The 22,651-nt window shown below is 35.3% G+C and carries 20 protein-coding genes, 1 tRNA gene and 3 pseudogenes; 10 read left to right on the top strand and 14 right to left on the bottom strand.

The annotated features are described in order from the left end of the window. The first annotated feature begins 29 nt into the window (after positions 1 to 29). The 3 genes from ftsH to NBW36_RS01910 all read left to right on the top strand — a co-directional run bounded on the left by ftsH (position 30) and on the right by NBW36_RS01910 (position 4,386). Positions 30 to 1,985, top strand: a complete 1,956-nt coding sequence (ftsH, locus tag NBW36_RS01920; RefSeq protein WP_250238778.1) for an ATP-dependent zinc metalloprotease FtsH — start codon at positions 30 to 32, stop codon at positions 1,983 to 1,985. A gap of 239 nt (positions 1,986 to 2,224) precedes the next feature. Further along, positions 2,225 to 3,613 carry a D-alanine--D-alanine ligase family protein gene (locus tag NBW36_RS01915; RefSeq protein WP_250238775.1) on the top strand — a complete coding sequence of 463 codons (1,389 nt, stop codon included), beginning with the start codon at positions 2,225 to 2,227 and terminating at the stop codon, positions 3,611 to 3,613. 62 nt (positions 3,614 to 3,675) lie between these two features. Continuing rightward, positions 3,676 to 4,386, top strand: a complete 711-nt coding sequence (locus NBW36_RS01910) for a PASTA domain-containing protein (RefSeq protein ID WP_250238772.1) — start codon at positions 3,676 to 3,678, stop codon at positions 4,384 to 4,386. On the opposite strand, the pseudogene NBW36_RS01905 reads toward NBW36_RS01910, so the two are convergent. The 4 genes and pseudogenes from NBW36_RS01905 to NBW36_RS01890 form a co-directional block, all read right to left on the bottom strand. Continuing rightward, positions 4,349 to 5,301, bottom strand: a pseudogene (locus NBW36_RS01905) (IS481 family transposase). The gene NBW36_RS01910 and the pseudogene NBW36_RS01905 overlap by 38 nt on opposite strands. A gap of 540 nt (positions 5,302 to 5,841) precedes the next feature. Further along, positions 5,842 to 6,144, bottom strand: coding sequence for a PDDEXK nuclease domain-containing protein (locus tag NBW36_RS01900; protein WP_250238769.1), 303 nt, complete (start codon positions 6,142 to 6,144; stop codon positions 5,842 to 5,844). Positions 6,145 to 6,387: 243 nt separating this feature from the next. Further along, the gene (locus NBW36_RS01895) at positions 6,388 to 6,711 is read right to left on the bottom strand and encodes a PDDEXK nuclease domain-containing protein (protein WP_250238766.1); all 324 of its coding nucleotides are present in this window, start codon (positions 6,709 to 6,711) and stop codon (positions 6,388 to 6,390) included. Positions 6,712 to 6,762: 51 nt separating this feature from the next. Beyond that, positions 6,763 to 7,644, bottom strand: a pseudogene (locus tag NBW36_RS01890) (IS982 family transposase). A 37-nt stretch (positions 7,645 to 7,681) separates the two neighbouring features. Here NBW36_RS01890 and NBW36_RS01885 point away from each other — a divergent pair. Together NBW36_RS01885 and NBW36_RS01880 are read left to right on the top strand one after the other, a co-directional pair. After that, positions 7,682 to 7,966 carry a CatB-related O-acetyltransferase gene (locus NBW36_RS01885; protein ID WP_320412882.1) on the top strand — a complete coding sequence of 95 codons (285 nt, stop codon included), beginning with the start codon at positions 7,682 to 7,684 and terminating at the stop codon, positions 7,964 to 7,966. A 476-nt stretch (positions 7,967 to 8,442) separates the two neighbouring features. Then, positions 8,443 to 9,468 (top strand): IS5 family transposase, encoded by a 1,026-nt coding sequence (locus tag NBW36_RS01880; protein WP_250238764.1) that lies wholly within the window; start codon positions 8,443 to 8,445, stop codon positions 9,466 to 9,468. 104 nt (positions 9,469 to 9,572) lie between these two features. On the opposite strand, the gene NBW36_RS01875 is transcribed toward NBW36_RS01880, so the two are convergent. The 3 genes from NBW36_RS01875 to NBW36_RS01865 all read right to left on the bottom strand — a co-directional run bounded on the left by NBW36_RS01875 (position 9,573) and on the right by NBW36_RS01865 (position 10,869). Then, the gene (locus NBW36_RS01875; protein ID WP_250238763.1) at positions 9,573 to 9,803 is read right to left on the bottom strand and encodes a hypothetical protein; all 231 of its coding nucleotides are present in this window, start codon (positions 9,801 to 9,803) and stop codon (positions 9,573 to 9,575) included. An 87-nt stretch (positions 9,804 to 9,890) separates the two neighbouring features. After that, a complete protein-coding gene (locus NBW36_RS01870) occupies positions 9,891 to 10,262 on the bottom strand; it encodes a hypothetical protein (RefSeq protein WP_250238761.1) in 372 nt (123 codons plus the stop codon). Positions 10,263 to 10,584: 322 nt separating this feature from the next. Next, positions 10,585 to 10,869 (bottom strand): TrmH family RNA methyltransferase, encoded by a 285-nt coding sequence (locus NBW36_RS01865; protein WP_256465603.1) that lies wholly within the window; start codon positions 10,867 to 10,869, stop codon positions 10,585 to 10,587. Positions 10,870 to 11,104: 235 nt separating this feature from the next. Here NBW36_RS01865 and NBW36_RS01860 point away from each other — a divergent pair, with 235 nt between their 5' ends. Beyond that, the gene (locus NBW36_RS01860) at positions 11,105 to 11,398 is read left to right on the top strand and encodes a hypothetical protein (protein WP_250238757.1); all 294 of its coding nucleotides are present in this window, start codon (positions 11,105 to 11,107) and stop codon (positions 11,396 to 11,398) included. A 743-nt stretch (positions 11,399 to 12,141) separates the two neighbouring features. Here the strand turns inward: NBW36_RS01860 and NBW36_RS01855 are convergent. The 5 genes and pseudogenes from NBW36_RS01855 to NBW36_RS01835 form a co-directional block, all read right to left on the bottom strand. Further along, positions 12,142 to 13,364: pseudogene (locus NBW36_RS01855) on the bottom strand (IS256 family transposase). Between the two features lie 165 nt (positions 13,365 to 13,529). Beyond that, the gene (locus tag NBW36_RS01850) at positions 13,530 to 13,832 is read right to left on the bottom strand and encodes a phage holin family protein (RefSeq protein WP_250238755.1); all 303 of its coding nucleotides are present in this window, start codon (positions 13,830 to 13,832) and stop codon (positions 13,530 to 13,532) included. A 352-nt stretch (positions 13,833 to 14,184) separates the two neighbouring features. Further along, positions 14,185 to 14,742, bottom strand: coding sequence for a rhomboid family intramembrane serine protease (locus NBW36_RS01845; protein WP_250238754.1), 558 nt, complete (start codon positions 14,740 to 14,742; stop codon positions 14,185 to 14,187). 743 nt (positions 14,743 to 15,485) lie between these two features. Next, positions 15,486 to 16,193, bottom strand: a complete 708-nt coding sequence (locus NBW36_RS01840) for an IS6 family transposase (protein WP_250239072.1) — start codon at positions 16,191 to 16,193, stop codon at positions 15,486 to 15,488. Between the two features lie 206 nt (positions 16,194 to 16,399). Further along, positions 16,400 to 16,472: transfer RNA gene (locus NBW36_RS01835), tRNA-Met, on the bottom strand. 98 nt (positions 16,473 to 16,570) lie between these two features. On the opposite strand from NBW36_RS01835, the gene era reads away from it, so the two are divergent. Beyond that, entirely contained in the window at positions 16,571 to 17,482 is a 912-nt protein-coding gene (era, locus tag NBW36_RS01830; protein ID WP_250238752.1) for a GTPase Era, read from the top strand. Here era and yidD read toward each other — a convergent pair. Next, positions 17,474 to 17,725 (bottom strand): membrane protein insertion efficiency factor YidD, encoded by a 252-nt coding sequence (yidD, locus tag NBW36_RS01825; protein WP_439099482.1) that lies wholly within the window; start codon positions 17,723 to 17,725, stop codon positions 17,474 to 17,476. The genes era and yidD overlap by 9 nt on opposite strands. Positions 17,726 to 18,119: 394 nt before the next feature. On the opposite strand from yidD, the gene NBW36_RS01820 reads away from it, so the two are divergent. Continuing rightward, complete coding sequence (locus NBW36_RS01820) at positions 18,120 to 18,827, top strand: IS6 family transposase (RefSeq protein ID WP_250239072.1); 708 nt, start codon at positions 18,120 to 18,122, stop codon at positions 18,825 to 18,827. A 281-nt stretch (positions 18,828 to 19,108) separates the two neighbouring features. Here NBW36_RS01820 and NBW36_RS01815 read toward each other — a convergent pair whose 3' ends face one another. Beyond that, positions 19,109 to 19,906, bottom strand: a complete 798-nt coding sequence (locus tag NBW36_RS01815) for a 3'-5' exonuclease (protein WP_250238744.1) — start codon at positions 19,904 to 19,906, stop codon at positions 19,109 to 19,111. A 202-nt stretch (positions 19,907 to 20,108) separates the two neighbouring features. Here NBW36_RS01815 and mutY point away from each other — a divergent pair, with 202 nt between their 5' ends. Next, on the top strand, positions 20,109 to 21,200 hold the full coding sequence (gene mutY / locus NBW36_RS01810) for an A/G-specific adenine glycosylase (protein WP_250239076.1): 1,092 nt from the start codon (positions 20,109 to 20,111) through the stop codon (positions 21,198 to 21,200). A 411-nt stretch (positions 21,201 to 21,611) separates the two neighbouring features. Then, the gene (gene rfbB / locus NBW36_RS01805) at positions 21,612 to 22,610 is read left to right on the top strand and encodes a dTDP-glucose 4,6-dehydratase (protein WP_250238743.1); all 999 of its coding nucleotides are present in this window, start codon (positions 21,612 to 21,614) and stop codon (positions 22,608 to 22,610) included. Positions 22,611 to 22,651: the final 41 nt, after the last annotated feature.

Here is a 22,651-nt window from a genome sequence, read left to right as displayed (position 1 = left end):
AAAAACAGCTATTCAATTTAAATCAAATTATGAAACAAAGAGAAAAAAAATTTGTGCAACACAATGCTCCTCAGTCCATTTTTGTATTAGCTATATTAGTCATATTGGGGTTGCTTTTTTACTACAGCAAGGAAAAAAGTTCGATTGCTATTTCTGAGAAACGTTTTGAATCAATGATGCTAAACCAGGAGGTAAAGTCGGTTACTTTAATCACCAATCAACACCTAGTGGAAGTAGTCCTTAAAGAGGATGCATTAAAAAAAGAGCGTTATCAAAAGGAATTAGCAGGAAGAAGTGCCTGGAAAAGTGCCAGTGGATTGGTCTACACGTTTCGAATACCGAATTTCGATATTTTTGATAAAAAATTTGCAGACATAGAAGCCAAAATGGCCCCTGAAGCTAGAATAGGTTACACTTGCGAAGAACATTCAGAACCTGCTAGTTTTATCAACTGGTCTTTTTTGCTCACTCTATTCCTTATCTACTGGTTCTTTATTCGTAAACCAGGTAATGGTATGGCAGGCCCCGGCACACAGCTTTTTAATATGAATACATTAAAAGCAACTATTTTTGATAGAGATAATCAGTTAAAAGTTACATTCCAAGATGTAGCTGGCATGAAAGAAGCTAAGGAAGAGGTAAAGGAGGTGGTAGACTTTTTAAAAATGCCTGAAAAGTTTACCCTGCTTGGTGGAAAAATTCCTAAAGGTGTGCTGCTTGTAGGTCCTCCAGGAACAGGTAAAACCTTACTGGCCAAAGCGGTAGCTGGGGAAGCAGGTGTGCCTGTTATTTGTCTCTCTGGATCAGACTTTGTGGAAATGTTTGTGGGCATAGGTGCGGCTCGTGTCCGTGACCTCTTTAAAAAAGCAAAGGAAAAGGCACCTTGTATTATTTTTATCGATGAAATAGACGCAGTGGGCAGAACACGGGGTAAGGCCAATATGCCTGGCGTGAATGATGAACGTGAAAATACTTTGAACTCCCTCTTGGTAGAAATGGATGGTTTTTCAACCAATTCTGGTGTGATTGTGATAGGTGCTACCAATAGAGCAGAGGTATTAGATCCTGCCCTGCTGCGTCCAGGAAGATTTGATAGACAGGTTACCATAGATAACCCAGATATATTGGATAGAGAAGAGATTATACGCTACCATAGCAAAGGATTAAAGCTAGAACGACACATCCGGATTAAACAACTGGCAGAACAAACACCAGGATTCTCTGGAGCCGATCTCTCTAATATGTGTAATGAAGCAGCTTTAATAGCAGCTAGAAAAAATAAGAAATTTGTAACCATGAGCGACTTTCATGCAGCTATAGATCGAATTATTGGTGGATTGGAAAAAAAAAATAAACTTATCTCTCCAGAAGAGAAAAAAATAATAGCTTACCACGAAGCAGGCCATGCGATTGCTGGATGGTTTTTAGAACATGCACACCCACTGGTGAAAGTAAGTATTATACCACGTGGTATAGCCGTATTGGGTTATGCACAGTATTTGCCGAAAGAGCAGTTTGTTTATCAGGAAAATCAATTGTTAGACGAATTGGCTATGGCATTGGGAGGAAGAGCAGCTGAGGAACTTATTTTTGGAAAAATTTCTACTGGTGCCCTAAATGATTTAGAGCGTACTACTAAATTGGCCTACAGTATGGTTACAGTCTATGGCATGAACCCTAAAGTGGGGCACCTCTCTTTCCACAATGCTAAACAAGCAGACTATACTTTTACAAAACCTTACTCGGAAAAAACAGCCTATACTATAGATGAAGAGGTAAAAGCAATTATAGATGGTGCCTATGAACGGGTGAAAGGATTGCTTAAAGAAAAGATCGATAAACTAACCCTTTTGGCTGAAGCTTTATTGGTAAGAGAAACCATTCTTAAGTCAGATTTAGAGCGTTTAATAGGGAAACGCTTTGCGAAAGAAGCTAAAGAGATACCTGCTGAAGATGTGCCGCAAGTGCCACCAAGTGAAGTATAACCTGATAATAATGAATTAGAACCGGCCTAAAGAAGTTGTATTTTACGGTTTGTTTGATCAAAAAGTAAGCAAAAATCAAGCGCTGATGGAAAAGGTTGCTGAAAGCACATCAGGAAAAACAGAAGCCGCCATGCGGCTCTAATTAAACTGTTTTGCGCCTCAGCTGGTCTACTTGCTCATCGCAATTTTTTACAAGGGGTATTTTTTCTTGTCTTAAGGTAATGTTTCAAGAAGGCTGAGTGGAAACTGTTCTTTTTGGCTTGTTTTGTAACCTAGCCATAGAGCTGAATGGGCAATGTATCAACTTAAGGAATAGAAAAGTGGTGAACCAAAAAATAGGTGTGCTAATGGGCGGGTTTACGCCCGAACGACATATATCATTAGAAAGCGGACGGAATGTCTATAGTAAGTTGGCTGCCTCTACCAAATATGAGCCCCTTCCACTTTTTTTATCTGGCTCTAGGGAGGCTTATCGTATTTTTACACTACCTGCTTCCCTGTTGTTAAAAGATAATGCAGATGATATCCATGATGCGCTCTTAGATCCAACTATATTGCATCAATCAGAAGCATTAGTAGCCTCTATTAGGCAAGAAGCTGCCTCTATTACAAAAAATTATGCAAAAGATGCTATTTTTACACCGGAAGAACTTACCTTTCCTGCCTTAAAAGAAAGAGTAGATTTTATCTTTATAGCCTTGCATGGTAGACCTGGAGAAGATGGCACCTTGCAAAGGATACTAGAGGCCTATGATATACCTTATAACGGATCTGGTATAGCCACTACTGCCTTAACCATCGATAAGTATGCAACCAATCAATTTTTAGCTCAAAAGGGCTTTCCCATTGCACAACAGCTTTTGATCACAAAAAAAGATTGGACGTATGATCAGGATGGCGCTATCCATACGATAGAGGAGGCGTTTACTTATCCTATTATGGCCAAACCAGTAGATGACGGTTGTAGTGCAGGGGTTGTACGCATCACCTATAGCGCCATGTTGATTGCTTATGCATCGGCTAGTTTTAGAAATAAACCGCTGATTTCCGTTGATCTAATGCAAATATTGGGGTTGCATGCAGCAGACTATATTCCTAAGCAAGAACGATTTCTGCTAGAAGCGCTGATCCAAAAAGATCCAGAAAGCCTTCATTGTTTAGAAACCACAACGGGCTTACTGACCCATATGGATCCTAATGGCAGCACCTTCTATGAAGTCTTTGAACCATCAGAAACCATAGCAGCAGATGCGATACTTTCATTAGAAGAGAAATTTTTAGCAGGAGAAGGGCATAATATTACCCCGGCACGTTTTCATAGCGATCCTAAAGCAGTTGCAATGATTAGCAAAAGTGTCAAGAGCCAACTGGTAACTATTGCAGAAGCTTTAAATCTACAAGGCTATGCCAGAATAGATGCCTTTGTAAAAATCTATGCCCATCAAAAAGTAGAAGTTTGGGTGATTGAAATCAATGCGTTACCTGCTATGACACCAGCTACCTGTATTTTTCACCAATGTGCCTTAAATGGCTATGCACCATTTGATTTTATAGATGCCATTATTCAATATGGGTACACCAAAAGAAATTTTTCTACTTCTGTAGCAGCACTAACCTCAGATATATGAACAAGGAAAAGCTAAAAAAGATATTCAAACACCTTGTGTGCATGTTTTGCTTAAGTATAACAATGCTATATATCTTTTTCTATATCGTATTGCCTTATATTACCCATCAAGGTAAAATCGTTCAAGTACCTGATCTAACAGGTGTACACTTAGAGGGAGTAGATGAAAAGCTTAGCAAAGCTCATTTGCGTTACGTTATAACCGATAACAATGGTTACTCTGAACAACTACCTCCCTTTACCGTTTTACAACAATTTCCTGCAGCAGGTGCTTGGGTGAAGCAAAACAGAAAAATCTATTTGACCCTAAATGCAGAAAATCCGCCACTTGTATCCATGCCCAACCTTATTGAAGGTTCTATTAAACAGGCAAAATTACTCCTGCAGGACAAGGGATTAAAATTAGGTAAGATCAAGTATGTCCCTGACGTTACAAAATTTGCTGTTTTAGAACAATGGCATAATCGCCATCCTATACCTCCTGGCAAACTGATTCATAAAGGATCAAAGATTGATTTAGTCGTTAGCGGTGGATTAGGCAACCAAATCATTGAGGTGCCAAATGTACTAGCAATGCCTTTAGAGGAAGCGCATCTAATACTACTCGAGCAGGGGATGCGGATAGGAGTATTGCATCATGTTACAAACAACCATACAACCATCGGTACCGTTATGCGCCAAAAGCCCGCACCAGGCAGCAAGGTACCATTAGGCACTGCGATAAATCTATGGGTGGTTAAGTGTTTAGTCCCAAAGTGTAGTGGTAAGGATTAGTATGAAATAATTCAGGCTTTTTCTCCCACTGCTTACAAATAAACTCATAAGGTGAAAGTCCCTTAAGTGTTTTAAGCCGTTTAGCGTGATTATAAGCTATAATAAAATGATAAAGATGCGTTTTTAGATGCTCATGAGATTGATAATAGTATTTTTTCACCGTAGCATCTTTAAGAGTTCTATTCATTCGTTCCACTTGTCCATTTGTCCAGGGATGGTTCACTTTTGTGAGACGATGCTCAATTCCATTGGCTAAACAGACTAGATCGAAAATATGTACAAAACTGTGGCGATCTTTTTGCCTATTACAAAACTGGATCCCATTGTCTGTGAGTATAGTATGTATTTTACAAGGAGTCGATTTAATCACATTTTCGAGAAAAGTTGCAGCTATCATTTTAGTCATTTTGGGATGTAGCTCCACATAAACAAATTTAGAGGTTCGATCAATGGCTACAAATAAATATAATTTGCCTCCTTCAGTACTCACTTCTGCAATATCGATATGGAAATAACCAATAGGATATACTTTAAACTTCTTTTTAGCTGTATGTTCTTTCTCTACAGATTCAGGCAAACAACTTATTCCATGCCGTTGTAAACAACGGTGCAAACTCGAACGAGTCAAATGCGGAATAACTATTTGCAGCGCATATAGACAATCATCTAACGGTAGAAGGGCATGCCTACGACAGGAATAGTTATACCTTCTTCCTCTCTGGTTAAAACTGTTGATTTTCGCTCTTTAGGTCCTATGGCTACATCTTCAAAAAATGAACGATTTTTCCATTTTGAAGCGGTTTTTATGTTGATGCCGTAATGTCGTGCAAGGGAAGCTAGACTCTGTGTACTCTCTTGTATGTCTTTACGAACTCTAATTGTCGTTTTGGCGCAGCCGTGTAATAATTGTCCCATAATTGTTCTCTACTTGCTAAGGATAAGTAAAATATACCACTTTCGTAGAATATATCACTACACTTTGGGACTAAACAGTTAAGGTCTAATAGATCTATTGTTTTGTAATACTTTGTATCCGTTTAGCTTTCTGACAACACTTTCTAGCAATAGGAAAAAAGAGTAACAACGTGAGTTCGGGATTTATTTTACTGATTTACAACAATTTAATATCAATTATTTAGTTAATATTTGCACCTATTTAAGAAGTTTTTATATCTAATTTTATAAATATAATATATATAATAAACTGATTACCAGAATTATTTGTTATTCAACTACCTATTGAACTGTCTAATAAAACAAATTTTATAAATTTTCATTGATATTGATTATCAAATGAAAAAATAATCTAATCCCGAACTCACGTTATTACACTGGAAATTAATTCTAAATGATCTAGGACTAAGCTGCCTATAATTTGTTCTTCTTTTAACATTCGAATACATTAGTAAGCTAATGACAGAAAAATTCAATCCAATTAGTTTATAAAAGATTAAATTAAAATTTATCTATGATCCTGGTGCGGAATACGAACTTAACAAGTTCTGCTTCCAATTCTTCAATGGTTGGAAGCACTTTTTGTAATTTTTCAGGCAAATTCTTAGTAAGTCTGTATGTTGAAAGGCCTATCGGCTTATTTATATCACGTAATGTATATTCTGCTAAAACGCCTACCTTAGATCGGCATAGAATTAACCCAATAGAAGGATGATCGTTTGAGTGGCGTAATAAGTCATCCACAGCAGAAAGATAAAAATTCATTTTTCCTACATATTCAGGCTTGAAATTTCCAGATTTCAACTCTATAAACGTGAGTTCGGGATTAGATTATTTTATTCATTTTATAATCAATATTAATAAAAATTTATAAAATTTGTTTTATAGACAGTTAAATAGGTAGTTGAATAATAAATAATTCTGATAATCAGTTTATTATATATATTATATTTATAAAATTAGATATAAAAACTTCTTAAATAGGTGCAAATATTAACTAAATAATTGATATTAAATTGTTGTAAATCAGTAAAATAAATCCCGAACTCACGTTATAACTATAAAAGAACCAAGCTTAATATGGTAAAATAATAGGTCTATACAAAAATCTTGCTCTTCAACTTGAAGATGATATTGACGCCCTAAGAAGGCAAATCCTTCACCTAATTCAAGTAGAAATTTTTCAATGTGTGCAACGAGTCCTTTTTCTAATTCTCTTTCATGGGCTTCATCCCCAAGACTTAGAAAGTCAAATAAACAAGGATTTTTTAGGGTAGCCTGGCCTAGGGCGGCGTGTGTGGGAGGTAATTGTTGATCAAAATTAGTGATGGCACCTGACTGACGTTGATACAAATTGGTTTCTATTTGCATAGATAAACTACTTCTTGATCAGCCATTTTTAATAGTAACCTCAGTTCGGGATTAGACGTATTGTGAACCAGTCATATATATATTAGTTATAGAAGGTTTTTTCTCTTTTAGTGCATAAGCTGTAATTCCAGTTATCAAATTGACTAGAAAATTAGGTATGCTTCTATGCCTGGAATGTTCTATCTGGCTAATATTTTTGAGCTGATCTATAATAGTTTCAATTATAGATAGTTTTCTAAGCATCAGTTTATCCCAAAGTGGCATAAAAGAATTTTTCATATTTTTTCTGATCTGGGTAATGAGTTCCACGCCTTTCTCGATCAGTTTTTCAAATAAATCTTTGCTTATGTAACCTTTATCGGCAAACATTTTACCCATCAAGTGTTTACACAAATTTTCTACAGGAAGCCTATCATTAGTTTTACCTGTGGTCAGTTGAAAATTCATAATTTCTCCTAAATCATTGACTATCAAGTGCAACTTTAATCCAAAAAACCAACCGATGCTGGTTTTACCTTTAGTAGCAATCGATTTAAAAACCCTGTGCGTATAGGCTCTTTTGATATGGCAAACCTTGATGGCTGTTGCATCCATAAAATAACAACCTGTTTTTGTTTTAGAAAGACTTTGTGTAAAACAGTACAAGGGAACTAACGTTCTTTGGATCAGTTCTACAAATCTATTCTAGCTTACTAACTTTCCAAATTTACTAGAATGAAATTGCTGTAAATGAATATAATAAGACTTAAAATTTCTAAAACCAATCACATGAAAGGCAATAAGAACAGTCATTATTTCACTCAAAGTTAATGAACAAGTTCTAGTGGGTTTTCTTTTAGAGTTGGTTAACAGTTGTTTTTCCATATACGGCATAAACTTTATGAGAAATTCATCAACAGCATAATATATTTCAACTAACTTTTCTACATTCATAACTAGCTCCTTTGGGTAATCTGGTTAGTATTTTTTTATCTCCAAATTTAAAACACAAAGGAGCTTTTTAAAGCTATTTTTTAACAAGCTAATCCCGAACTCACGTTATAAAGGAGATACTGTCATTAGAAATGATGTATGGATTGGATATGAAGCGTTACTTATGCCGGGTGTTGATGTTGGAAATGGTGCGATCATTGCATCCCGCTCAGTCGTAACTTCTGACGTACCTGCCTATGCAATCGTAGGAGGTAATCCTGCCAGAGTAATTCGGTCACGTTTCCCAACTGACACCGTGGCAAATCTAGAAGAACTGGAGTAGTGGGAATGGCCATTGGAGAAAATTACCCTGAATCTGTCGCTCATTGTCTCGGGAGATGTGGAAAAACTAATCTCCGCTGAAGACGTATAGCAATATTAGTCACTACGCACCCAAATAGAGCCAGTTGACCTTGGAGATAGGTTCCTAGATGAGGTCTCAGTAAGCCACCTCATCTGTCTGTACAGAAAACAGGATGAACGACGTATAATAATTTCTGAAACCTATATAACGAGCCCCTGAACTTCGGAACCAACTTTTAATACTTCCAAACCCACGTTCTCGATAGAGCTATGTTCGGGTCTTTTGTTTTAAGTGTGTAAATATTTTTCAGGTTGTATATTTATTTAAACCACAACACGAGGTTGTTGCAATAGAGTTTTAAGCTTTGTTATAAAAAGTGACTTTTAGTGTTATACAATGGTTAAATTAGGTTGATTCTTTAATCGTTTAAACTTAAGCTTTTTAATAATATTGTTATGGCCGTCAAAACAAATAATCAATTAAGTTTTGCAGATATTTCAGCCAGTCAACGTAAGTGTAAGCATACTTTTTTCGATCAGCTTAATAAGCTGATTACTTGGAAAGTAATAGAAAAAGAACTTTTCTTGTATTATCCTAAAGGTTTGTGTTTATCAGGAAAGGCAGCTTATAGCCCGCTTCTTTTATTTAAAATGCTGTTGCTTCAAACATCGTATGCTCTGAGTGACTATCAAGTAGAAGAAGAAGTAAATGATCGTATCACTTTCAGCAGATTTTGTCGTATTTCCATGGATAGTTCTGTTCCAGATCATAGCGTATTAAGCAGGTTTAGGACTGCGCTTACGGAGAAGCAGGCCCTAGAAAGGTTATTGAAAATAATTAACGATCAACTATCTAGTCATGGTGTATTAGTTCAACATGGTGCAGTTGTTGATGCCTCTATTACGCCTACCCCTAGGCGCCCTAAAAGTAAAAAAAGCTATGATCTCCATGAAGATGGCACTATAATTGTAGCCGAAAGTTATCAAAAAGGTGTAGATCCAGAAGCGAGTTGGACAAAAAAAGGAGATAATCTCTACTATGGGTATAAGCGTCACATCCTTGTGGAAAGTAAAGAAGGCTTAGTCCTAGCAGTCAGTACCACAAAAGCATCTAGTCATGATAGTGCTCATTTACAAGTCTTACTGGATAAAGTAGAGCTAAAAGTAGGTAGTAGGCTATATGCAGATAAGGGCTATAGCGGATCACCTAATGAAACCTTATTAAAGAATAAAGCCTTAAAATCAGCTATTCAGAAGAAAGCCACTAGAAATAATCCTTTATCACCTACTGCTAAACGGTTTAATACATTGGTAGCTAAAACCAGGTATAAAGTAGAACGTGTATTTGGAAGTATTAAAAGTTGGTTCCGAAGCTCAGGAGCTCGCTACATAGGACTTTCTAAAACTCATACGCAACACGTTATCGAAGCAATAGCCTATAACTTATACAGGTCGCCAAATATCATATTAAGAGGTCTTTAGGGGAATGGTCTGTCTAAAATGCAATAAAAGTACATGAAAATCAATAAATAATAAAATTAATACCACTTTAATACCAAAAATCAGTCTAAACAACCCTAAAAATATTATAATAGAAATCTATCACAACGGCCTCGTTCTGTAAGCATCTGCAGTAATAAAGCGCCATAGTTTCCTGTAGCTTCTAAGACACAGTGATACGATGCTTTATCAAGTTGAGCTAAAAAGGTTTCGATTCCTTTAGTATCATTCTTATAGGTGATGGTACGGTATCCTTTCTCTTGGGGAAAAGCTACTACAAAACTACTTTTTCCTAGATCAATTCTTATATATTTCATGATTTAAAATATATATATTACATTTAATTCATCTTTTAAACTAGCGTCGCATATATAGGCTTTAAAGCCTATCGAACTATTCAGTTTTTAAGATGAAAGACCTGGGGACTGAACGTAATCAACGGTATCGCCATCCTCTTGTAGCTGATTGTATATATAGCGATAACCATATTCCGGATGTTCCCTGTAGATTGAATCTATTTTGTTTAAAACAGATGTATTACAACCACTTAATTCCCTAGCTTTGTAGTATATCAAAGAGCGATGTATCGATAATAATGCACATTGTCTTGCCTTGGATAAGTTGGGAAGCTTGGATCTGACAAGACTTTGCTTATTTAGTAAATCCAAGCTCTTTAGCTTGCCCACTGCCCAATCTTGCTCAACGGTAGCCTTTCCTAAAGCCTTCGCAAGTGCATCGTTTTGATGCTTAAGTGTGCTAATTTCCTCTTTATACACACTAACAACCTTGGATGGATCAAAGGCTATAGAGGCATTCTCTAAAAATTGACGCTTCCAATTTTAAAGGGTTTTACTAGTGACGCCATATTTGGAAGACAGCTCAACTAGCGTTAAATCTTCTTTTAGTAAAGCGAATACTATCTTAGTTTTTTCTTCCGAACTAAAATGCCTAATCTTACTTTCTACCCATTTGATTAATTTATTGTATGACTCTAAACCTAAACGATATGGAAAATAAATTAAAATATTTTTGTCCGATTTTTTCAGTCCAGTATATTTTTTCATGGACGTCCTTCCCTGAAGGGTATAGACAACACCCTTATGCAAAACGTTTCCGAAATACTTCGTAGAGCATGATACCAGCTGCCACAGAGACATTAAAAGAACCAATAGGGCCTTGCATAGGAATACAAATATGATGGGTCGCTAATCTTAAATGTTTTACAGCTATACCAACCCCTTCTCCACCTAAAATAAGTGCAACAGGAAGTTTGAAATCTATCTTATACAGTAATTGCTTAGCTTGTGCATGACAAGCCAATATGGTTAATCCACTTTCTTGTAAATAACGCAGGGCCTTACTTAAATCAGCTACGCGACAGATGGGTTAATACTGCATCTTTACCGTCTAAGTATGTTGAAACGACGCACTTCAAGTGCGGGGTTTTTCTCCCAAAGTGGGACAATAAATAGCTGTACTATAGATGCACCCATCTGTTATGGGCATGCGAAACGTCAATCATAGAGGTGTAATGGCCAACTGAAAAATCAACTAAATAAAATATATGTTTACAATATTGCTTGTAATTTTTGAATTGTTATGCAAGTTGAAAGACCTTATGGTCTCATTAGTCCAAACGGGAGATGTAGGTAGTATACATAAGCAGAATGTGGTGGATGCTTTAGTGAAAGCTAAACAGGCAGTCCAACCAGGCTCTAGAATGGGGAATCTATTAGCTGCTCTAGAAAATATCATGGTAAAAATACAAAGTGATCATAGAGTAGCTGAAATAATTCATGATTTAAAGATCATTGAAACAGAAATAAGTGCTGTTGCTTCTGAGAGAATGGACCTATTCGGTAAAATTGCTCAATTAATTAAGGATATAAAGAAGTTATCAATAGATTTGTAGGGTTAACGAAAGAACGTTGTGAGGCCATTGCAATAGAAAACTAAGTTTTTATAAGATAGAGGTAATTATCGCCTAATAGTTACTTTTAAGTATTAAAAATACATAAAACGTGAGTTCGGGATTAGATTATTTTTTCATTTGATAATCAATATCAATGAAAATTTATAAAATTTGTTTTATTAGACAGTTAAATAGGTAGTTGAATAACAAATAATTCTGGTAATCAGTTTATTATATATATTATATTTATAAAATTAGATATAAAAACTTGTTAAATAGGTGCAAATATTAACTAAATAATTGATATTAAATTGTTGTGAATCAGTCAAATAAATCCCGAACTCACGTATAAACAATAATATTTCTAGTCTAGAAACATTACAAATATATCCGAATTATTATATTAAAACCACGTAAAATTTTCTATTGCAACGGTCTCGTTGTGTATATCTTTTTTAACTTAAAAATAAAGCTTGAACGATATAGTCAAAGGTTATAGTCCTAATTTTTATTTTTCAATTATCTATTAAAAGTTACCGCTCCATAAATAAGCTCATGGGCGGGTCTTTTGAAAAGATTGTGTAAAATACTTTTCAACCATAGATTTATTGTGAGAAGGCGGAGCAGATGTATCCATCCTATTTGTTGAAGATGGTCTACTAAAGGTTTTAACTAAAATATAGTAGATCAGGCCCTAACAGATCGGCTCTGTCCACTTAAGTGTGTAAATTATTTTTTTGGTTTTATTCAATTCTGTTTTCAAATTTAATTAAAAAATGTGCCATAGCCTCGCTCCAGTTATGAATAGAGGTGGTCCATTTTCTAGTCATGTAGTTAATAGTTAGATATAATGTTTTAAAAATAGCTGGATCGTTAGGGAACACTCTTTTATTTTTGGTAACTCTACGAAATTGGCTATTTACAGATTCCAAACATTTGTTGTGTAAATGACCTTACGTATGGCATTAGGGTACTGTAAAAATACCATCAGATCATCCCAGTTAGCATACCAAGATTGGGCTATTTGTGGGTATTGTTGATTCCACTTAGTAGCAAAAGCTTCTAAGGTCATCAATGCTTCTTGCTCGGTAACTGCTGTATAAATTGGTTTTAAATTAGCAACTAATACCTTTCTATGTTTATAAGAAACATACTGCAAACTACCCCTAATTGCATGAACAATACAGAGCTGATGTTCCGTTTTTGGGTATACAGCAGAAATGGCCTCAGACATGCCTGACAAATTATCTGTACATGCAATGAGCACATCGTTCATACCCCGATTTTTGAGTTCTGTTAAATTGCCTAACCAAAATTTAGCCCCTTCATTTTCACTCATCCAAAGCCCTAAAACATCCTTTATGCTAGATCTATCTATACCTAAAGCGACATAGACTGCCTTGTTGATGATGCGCTTATCTTGTCTAACTTTAACTACAAAGCAATCAAAAAAAACAATAGAATAGACTGATTCTAAGGGATGATTTTGCCATATCTTAACATCTTCAATAATAGAGTCTGTGATGTTACTTATCAGGCTTTCACTTACTTCTGCGCCATATAATTCCTGTATTTGAATCTGAATATCTGACAGACTCATACCTTTAGCATATAAAGATAAGATCTTATCATCCAAACCAGGAATTCTTGTTTGACGATTAGGCAATAAAATAGGTTCAAAAGTCGATGCTCTATCTTTGGGTACTTCAACCGATATAACGCCATTATCAGTAATAACTTGCTTACTGGATAATCTATTACGTGCATTCTCTGAATCACTACGTGCATACTTATTATAACCTAAATGGTCATCCATTTCTGACTGTAATGCTTTTTCTACAAGACGCTTACTTAATTGTTTGAGTAAGCCGTCTTGACCAAAAAGTCTGGAAAGGTCTACACCTGATTCTATCAGTACATCTATGGCCTTGCTTATCCCATCTTTAACTGTCTCTTTTTTTTTCATTGTTTTAAGTGTTATGATTTAGGTAAAGATAAATCCTAAAAAATATTTACACACTTAAAACAAAAGACCCAACAGCTGAGCTAGAAAATCTATTTTTTGATTACTTTCACCCAACGTCTGGACCTCAAGAGCATATAGGGCAAGGAATGAGCTATATCAAACCACCTACTCACCATCCGTAATGTGGCCCTGTTCCACTTCTTGGTTATTGATTTTCCTGCGCAGCATAAGTACGATAAGTATAACCATTAAAAAACAACCCATTGCAACAAGCAAAAAACCAAGATAAGTATTACAGAGTACTGCATTCAGCCAGCAAGCTAATCCAAATAATAAGAACTGCAACCCTAAACCAAGTAATATAAAAGCTAGGGAACCCAGTAAAAACATTTGAGCAATTTTCTTGGCTTGTGCTTTAAGATTATGCTGCAGTGCACAGACCAACATACCCATCCTTTTTCTTACCATCTCTACTATACAAGCTATGCCAAATAGTTTACATAGCATCTTTATAATTCTAAAAAACATCCTATTCAAGTGAAGTAAAAATAAAGATTAACTTTGGTCGACTTGGCTTTATAGCCATTATCCACTCAGCCTTCTGACCATACTGTCAAAAAACAAGAAAAAAACTCCCCGTATAAAAAGCTGCTGAAAGGTGCACTTTCTAATCGCAACTTTTTACAAGGGGCTTGACTTTCTGCTTACTTTTTTATCAATCAAAAAGTAAGATTAAAAATGTCTTATGGCCTGGATTTGCTGCCACGCTTAAGTTGATACCAGTACCTGAACAGATCCCTCTAAGACCATACGATCTAACCTATTTCTTAGTAACACTAACCGACATCTTTGTTCTACTTAGACTATGTATATTAAAAAAAGAACGATTAATGTCCATATCATTTTTACAAAGCCTGGCATAAACATATCCAACCAACGAACCACCCAATTGCGCCAGGTAATGACCCGCATGTTGGGTGGGCAAATGCATAAGGGCTGTTACCAGTAAAGCAAGTGCAACGTACCTTAATGGTAGAGAGAAAAAGAAGCAATATAACCTTAAACTAGGCATCAACACACAGACTGCGATCATTATAGCATAAATGGCTGCTGAAGGCCCCGTAAGATCAGCAGCAATCCCCCTAAAGGGAGGCGAAAACTGATATAGTATAAAAAAAACAATGGATCCGATTATTTGCCCTAAACCATAAAGCCGTAATATATGTTTTGAGCGTGTAATGGCCGGTATTCTTTGACCAAAAAGATACAGTATGAATATATCCCAGAACAAATCTACAAAACCTTTATGTATAAAGGAGTAGGTAATAATGGTCCACGGCCGCTCTAATAACGATGGATAAAGAGAAGGAAAAGCCAATTGCCTATAGAGCCATGCGTTATGATCTTCATAACCGCAGATATAACATCCAGTATTAAATAAAAAAAGAAAGAAAAAGCTTAAAATATGAACCAAAATGACTTGTATAAACCCATTCCCAGGCTGCTTAAATTGATTTCGAAGATAAGCATAAACCATATGCATGACTAAAAAATTTAATAAAATTACCCAATCAGAGACTATATTAATACATTCACAAAAATTAGTACACCCATTAACGCTTTGTCCCTATAAGTCATAACATCATTCCGGGCTTACATTAAGCCTAATTTATAAAAAATGATTTTATATTTAAAGGGTCTTTTGTTTTAAGTGTGTAAATATATTTCGGGTTATATATTTAACGTGAGTTCAGGATTAGATTATTTTTTCATTTGATAATCAATATTAATGAAAATTTATAAAATTTGTTTTATTAGACAGTTAAATAGGTAGTTGAATAACAAATAATTCTTATAATCAGTTTATTATATATATTATATTTATAAAATTAGATATAAAAACTTGTTAAATAGGTGCAAATATTAACTAAATAATTGATATTAAATTGTTGTAAATCAGTCAAATAAATCCCGAACTCACGTTATAAATATTTTTTAGGATTTATCTTTACCTAAATCATAACACTTAAAACAATGAAAAGAAAAGAGACAGTTAAAGAGGTTCTGTCGCGTCTATAGTTTTCTTAGTATAGGTTTTTCGTTTAAGTCAAATTTTGGATATTATGCGGCCATTAAGATAGCAAAGTTCTCAAAAGTAGAAAGATGATTTTTAGCTCCTCTTACTTGTCCTTTTTGAATCATACGAATGTTTTCTATCCCTGAAATAGTAATGGAAGCAGAATAAAAATTCTTAAAACCCAGCATAGGTTTTATCCGTTTTTTGATAAACCTATGATCTTGTTCAACTCTATTATTCAAATATTTGTTTTGCAATATTTGAATGGTATGATCTTGATCAAGATCTGTATTGATCGCGTCAAGGGCAGCTTTATTACTACCGCTTTTGTCAATTACTACTTTCTTAGGAATATTATTTTCTGTGATCGCCTTTCGAAAAAAAGAAAGCGTTGAAGACTTGTCTCTATGCTCAGATAGAAAAAAGTCAACTGTATCACCATAACGATCTACTGCTCTATATAAATAGATCCACTTCCCGTTTAGTTTAACATAGGTTTCATCCATTCTCCAACTACTACCAATTGGTCGTTTTCTTTTTCTTACTGCTTTATCTATCAGAGGAACAAACTTAATAACCCATCTCTGTAGCGTAGAATGATCAACTCTTGCGCCTCTCATACGCATCATCTCTTCCAAATCTCTATAGCTCAAGGAAAAACGACACTTCATGTATACAAATAACAGGATGACTTCTGATGAAGAACAATAACCTTTAAAATATGGTAATAACTCGGGAGAAATATTAAACATAATAACTACTTTTGTAAATACCGATACTAAAATAATCATTTTTTAGAATAAACGCGACAGAACCTGTTATAATCACAACCATTTATCATGGGCGTTCTATTGCCCAATAGGGCCAAAAAGCAGCATAATTTCTGTTTGATGCGATCTAAAAATGGTTAAAAACGCAAACAGATATACCATACACTGCAAAAGTAAAGAAGGGAAAGTTGCGGGGATAGGACTCGAACCTATGACCTTCGGGTTATGAGCCCGACGAGCTACCAACTGCTCCACCCCGCGGTAAAGCCTTAACCACCAAGCGATAAATGATCCATATAGCTACTTGAATTATTACAAATTTATATGTTTTTTTGTATCATTGCAAATATATTACGTTTATGCATGAAGATAAAAGTGACTATAAGTCTGGTTTTGTAGCTATTATTGGCAAACCCAATGCTGGCAAATCTACCTTAATGAACCTATTGGTAGGTGAACAACTGGCTATTACCCATGCAAAAGCACAAACAACACGCCATCAAATCTATGGAATGGTTTCTAGAAAAAACTTTCAAATCATTTATATAGATACACCAGGCGTTATTACACCTACTTATCCCCTACAAACAGCTATGATGGAAACTGTAAAAACGGCTCGTACAGATGCTGACCTTATCATCTGGCTAGTAGATGTAAAAGAGCTAGAACTGCTTCCATGGCTTTATGAAAACCGCACTAAAAAACCCATTATATTGGTACTGAATAAGGTTGATTTAATCACAGCTAACCAGCTCAATAAAGCAATGGCCTACTGGAAACACCATTACCCAGACATAACTATCATACCTATATCAGCCATACAAAATGAAAACATCGATCAACTCATGCAAAAAATTGTTCAATGGTTACCCAACCACCCTCCTTATTATCCAGCAGAAACCCTAACAGACAAGCCAGAACGCTTTTTTGTACAGGAGATCATACGTAAAAAAATACTAGACCAATACCATCAAGAAATACCTTACAGTGTAGAAGTAGTCATAGACTATTTTAAGGAAATGGAAACCCTGATTAAAATTAGATCGATTATACATGTAGAACGAGCAACACAAAAGCGGATTATGATCGGCCAAAGAGGGGACGCGCTAAAAAAGTTAGGGATAAATGCCAGGAAAGCATTAGAAAACTTTCTTCAGAAGAAAATCTTCCTAGAACAACATGTCAAAGTCACTCCGAACTGGCGTAAAAGTGGATTACTACTAACAAGATTTGGTTATCCAACCATTCGCAAAAATAAACATTCAAAGTAATGGATCATATCCACTACTTCCCCAGGGATGGCAACGAAGCAGTCTGCGTAAGGTAAGCAGGGTACCCTTTCGAATGCCATACTTGGCAAAAGCAACTTTTGCATAACAAGAACAACTGGGTTGAAAACGGCACATAGGAGGGCATAAAGGTGCCATGCAATTCTGATAGATGCCAATAGAAAAGCAACAAAAACATCTAAAAAACTTGCAAAATAACGCCAACCATTTTCGGAATGGTTCCATGATGGGCAAATAAGGCATTTATATTACTTTTTTCTTAATAATAAAGTGTGCAAAAAACTAAGCGTTGTGCAAAAAGTTAAGCAACTTTTTACAAGGAGCGGTTTTCTATTTTTTTCGCAGCATTGCGATACACTGAATAGATACGACGCCACCAGCTGAACAGATACTGAGGCTCTGCCCAATTAAGCGTGTAAATTATTTTTTGGTTTATTAGATTCTATTTTCTAATTTAATTAAAAAATGTGCCATAGCCTCACTCCAATTATGAATAGGGATGGTCCACTTTCTAGTCATGTAATTAATAGTTAGATACAATGTTTTAAAAACAGCGGTTCTGTCGCGTTTATTCTAAAAAATGATTATTTTAGTATCGGTATTTACAAAAGTAGTTATTATGTTTAATATTTCTCCCGAGTTATTACCATATTTTAAAGGTTATTGTTCTTCATCAGAAGTCATCCTGTTATTTGTATACATGAAGTGTCGTTTTTCCTTGAGCTATAGAGATTTGGAAGAGATGATGCGTATGAGAGGCGCAAGAGTTGATCATTCTACGCTACAGAGATGGGTTATTAAGTTTGTTCCTCTGATAGATAAAGCAGTAAGAAAAAGAAAACGACCAATTGGTAGTAGTTGGAGAATGGATGAAACCTATGTTAAACTAAACGGGAAGTGGATCTATTTATATAGAGCAGTAGATCGTTATGGTGATACAGTTGACTTTTTTCTATCTGAGCATAGAGACAAGTCTTCAACGCTTTCTTTTTTTCGAAAGGCGATCACAGAAAATAATATTCCTAAGAAAGTAGTAATTGACAAAAGCGGTAGTAATAAAGCTGCCCTTGACGCGATCAATACAGATCTTGATCAAGATCATACCATTCAAATATTGCAAAACAAATATTTGAATAATAGAGTTGAACAAGATCATAGGTTTATCAAAAAACGGATAAAACCTATGCTGGGTTTTAAGAATTTTTATTCTGCTTCCATTACTATTTCAGGGATAGAAAACATTCGTATGATTCAAAAAGGACAAGTAAGAGGAGCTAAAAATCATCTTTCTACTTTTGAGAACTTTGCTATCTTAATGGCCGCATAATATCCAAAATTTGACTTAAACGAAAAACCTATACTAAGAAAACTATAGACGCGACAGAACCGTTTTTTCTTCCGAACTAAAATGCCTAATCTTATTTCTACCCATCTGATTAATTTATTGTATGACTTTAAAACTAAACGATACGGAAAATAAATTAAAAGATTTTTGTCCGATTTTTTCAGGCCACTATACTTCCATTATTTTGTCATTTTATATAATACTAGTATTAGCTAATGCCATCATAGCACCAGCCTATAGCCTAAATCGATAGGATCATGTAATTACATGATCCCCATTTTAATTTTGGTGAGTTTACGTTTGGTATCCAAAGGGAAAGCTCCTTGCATCATCCAGTTATAGTAAGAAGGTTCTAGTTTGAGCACTTCTGAGACGGTTTTTCCTTTGTGTTTGCCAAAGTTAAAGATGGGTACATGTTGTTCGTTGTACACCATTCTAGCTGCAAAATCGATCATGTTGGTATTGGTTAAATGATGTAGGGTAGCTACATCATTTTTTATGACACCCAATGTATTCCCTAAAGAATCAACTACGGACTGATTTTCATATCTTTTTACTTGTTCCGTCAATATTTCTAAAGTAGCTTCTATATCTACCATGGCATTATGGGCACCTTTTAGTTCCTTCTGACAATAAAATAGATAAGCTGCTTTTAACGTCCTTTTTTCCATTAGGTGAAAAAGCTTTTGCACATCTATGATTTTGCGATTTTCTATTTTAAAGTCTAATTCTGCACGCAAAAAGCTTTCTGTTAATATGGGTATATCAAAACGAAGCAGATTAAAACCAGCTAAGTCAGCTCCTTTTAAAAACGCAATTAATTCTTTACTGGTTTGTTTAAAGGTTGGTTTGTCGTGTAAATCCTCAGCATAAATACCATGAATTAAACTAGCTTCAATGGGAATGGCTTGTTCTGGATTAATTTTTTTGTAAAAAGTTAAGCGGTTACCATTGGGCATAAGCTTAATTATTGCAACTTCTACGATGCGATCATGTACCACATTGGTACCTGTAGTCTCTAAATCTAAAAAAGCAAGTGGGTTGGTTAGTTGTAAACTCATGGTATATTTTGCGCTGCTGCTGTTTGCATTTTTTAACTAAATTATTTTTTATCTATAGCAAAAAAATGGTTGTCATACTTAAATTCTTGTATTTTTAGCTATTTATGGAAAATACTTGTGCTGCTATCTAATGAACTATGCAGTAATACTGCTTGTTAAATATAATAAAATTTGCATTACACTTTCAATTATTTTATTGCCTATGTTACCTAGTACGATCAACCATATTATGTTTCGTAGGTTGTTGCTTTCTTGGTACAAGTTACATCAGCGTTGTTTGCCTTGGCGCATTACTAAAGATCCATATAAGATATGGTTATCAGAAGTTATTCTACAACAAACCAGAGTAGTACAGGGGTTGCCTTACTATAAGCGTTTTATAGCTCAATATCCTTCTGTAATCGCATTAGCCAGTTCCACAGAGCAGGAAATCCTGCGTTTATGGCAAGGATTGGGTTACTATAGCAGGGCACGTAACCTACACTGTTGTGCGCAAACCATTGTTGAGCAATATAATGGTATCTTCCCCACTAATTACCGAGCATTACTTATGCTTAAGGGGATTGGGCCTTATACAGCTGCAGCCATTGCAGCAGTTGCTTTTAAAGAAGTAGTTGCTGCGGTGGATGGAAATGTCTATCGTGTATTGGCACGTATTTTTGGACTAACTTACGATATAGGTACATCGCAAGGGAGAAAACAAATGCATCAATTTGCAACCCTACTGGTAGATCATACGCAGCCCGATATATATAGCCAGGCCATTATGGATTTTGGCGCACTCCAATGTACGCCAGTATCTCCTTTTTGTACCACTTGTGTTTTTAAAAACTATTGCATTGCCTTCTATACCGATAGACAAAAAGTACTACCTGTTAAAACCAATAGACTACATAAAAAAGCCCGTTATTTTGACTATTTCATTTTGCAATATAAGGATGTTATATATATGAAAAAGCGTGTAAAAAGTGATATTTGGAAGGGTATGTATGATTTCTATTTATTAGAAAATAAGCAGCGCTTGGTGGTAGATCAGATGGATGATCCTTTGTTTTATTTAGTTAAAAAAAACCATTTATCCATTATTACTTTTGAAAAAGAGGAGCGCCATTTGCTAACCCATCAGAAGTTGTTTGTAAAATTCCACAAGATAGAAATTACTCCAGCTTTCTTGCAAGAAGCCAAATATCTATTCAATCAATTTTCCTTAGTACCATTTAATCATGCAGAGATTGAAACTTTGCCCAAACCTATATTGATTCAGAATTTTCTAAAAAAGCTGAACGGTTCTTAGCCAAAGTATTTAAATAGTTGGTTGCTACGCTAGTAATATCCCTACTATTTACCTATCTGTATAATGACGCCTGCCCAATGGTGGGGGTATTAATAGCTGCGCATAGCATATGGAAAGCACATCATATCCACTATTTATTTTATCTAAATTTTATTGAATATTGAAAGTTTATTATATGTTTTTCCATTCACTGGTCTGGCAGCTCTATAAAAAAACACCTTTCAGTAACTTTTTGCATGAAGGCTTGATTTTTGCTTACCTTTTGATCAAGCAAAAGGTAAGATAAAATTCCTTATGGCTTGGATTTACTGGGTGATAAATCCTTAAGTTGACACCATTTGGTGTGCACTTAAAGAAAACTTCAGGTAATGATTTGGTTCTTTATTATGCATTTTTCAGTAATTTTCTTTTATGCAAAAGTTATTAGTAACGGGTGGAGCTGGTTTTATAGGTTCTCACTTTATTCAATTGTTTTTAAAAAAATATCCTGATTATTACATTGTTAACTTGGATAAGCTCACTTATGCTTCCCGTCTATCTTTTGCACTTCAGAAGAAGCCAAACTACTATTTTGTAGAAGGAGATATTACCAACTTGTTATTGGTTTCGGAGTTATTTCAAAAATTTAACTTTGATGGGGTTATTCATTTGGCTGCTGAATCACATGTTGATAGATCCATTGTTGATCCTCTTCTTTTTGTAAAGACCAATATAGAGGGCACTAGTGTGCTATTGCATGCAGCTTATAGCCATTGGTTTAAAGCACCCAATCAACCACGGAATCCTCAGCATCGGTTTTTATATGTTTGTACGGATGAGGTTTATGGTGCATTAAATGGTCATAATAGGCCATTTACAGAAACTGCTACTCTTGCGCCAGGTAATCCCTATAGCGCCAGCAAGGCTGCAGGAGAATATTTAGTGAAGTCTTATGCCCATACGTATGGACTTCATACAGTTATTACCCGCTCAACCAACAACTATGGGAGGCATCAATATCCAGAAAAGCTTATTCCTATGGTGTTGGAAAATGCATTACAAGAGCAGCCTATTACCTTGCATGGAGATGGAAGTAGTATTCGAGATTGGTTGCATGTAGAGGACCATTGTAGGGCTATTGATTGCGTTTTTCATACAGGCCAAAGTGGTCAATCTTATAATATTGGTGCCAATGAAGAGCGCACTAATCTTGAAATCGCATGGATGATTTGTCAAATACTGGATCGTTGGAAACCACTGCGTGGAAGATCGTATACTTCTTTTATTCGTTTCACTGCTGAAAGAGTAGGTCAAGATAGACGTTATGCACTTGATTGCACAAAAATTAAAAAAGCACTAGGATGGGTACCATCTATTACGTTGCAAGAAGGTATGCAGCGTCTTGTACGTCGCCAGATTGAACAAAATTGATCTTTGCAGGGCATAAAAAGGAAAAGTGCGTCTTGTGAGAA

Origin of the sequence: Cardinium endosymbiont of Oedothorax gibbosus, assembly GCF_936981045.1 — a bacterium.
Lineage (GTDB): Bacteria > Bacteroidota > Bacteroidia > Cytophagales > Amoebophilaceae > Cardinium.
This window is presented reverse-complemented; position numbering and strand designations above follow the sequence as displayed.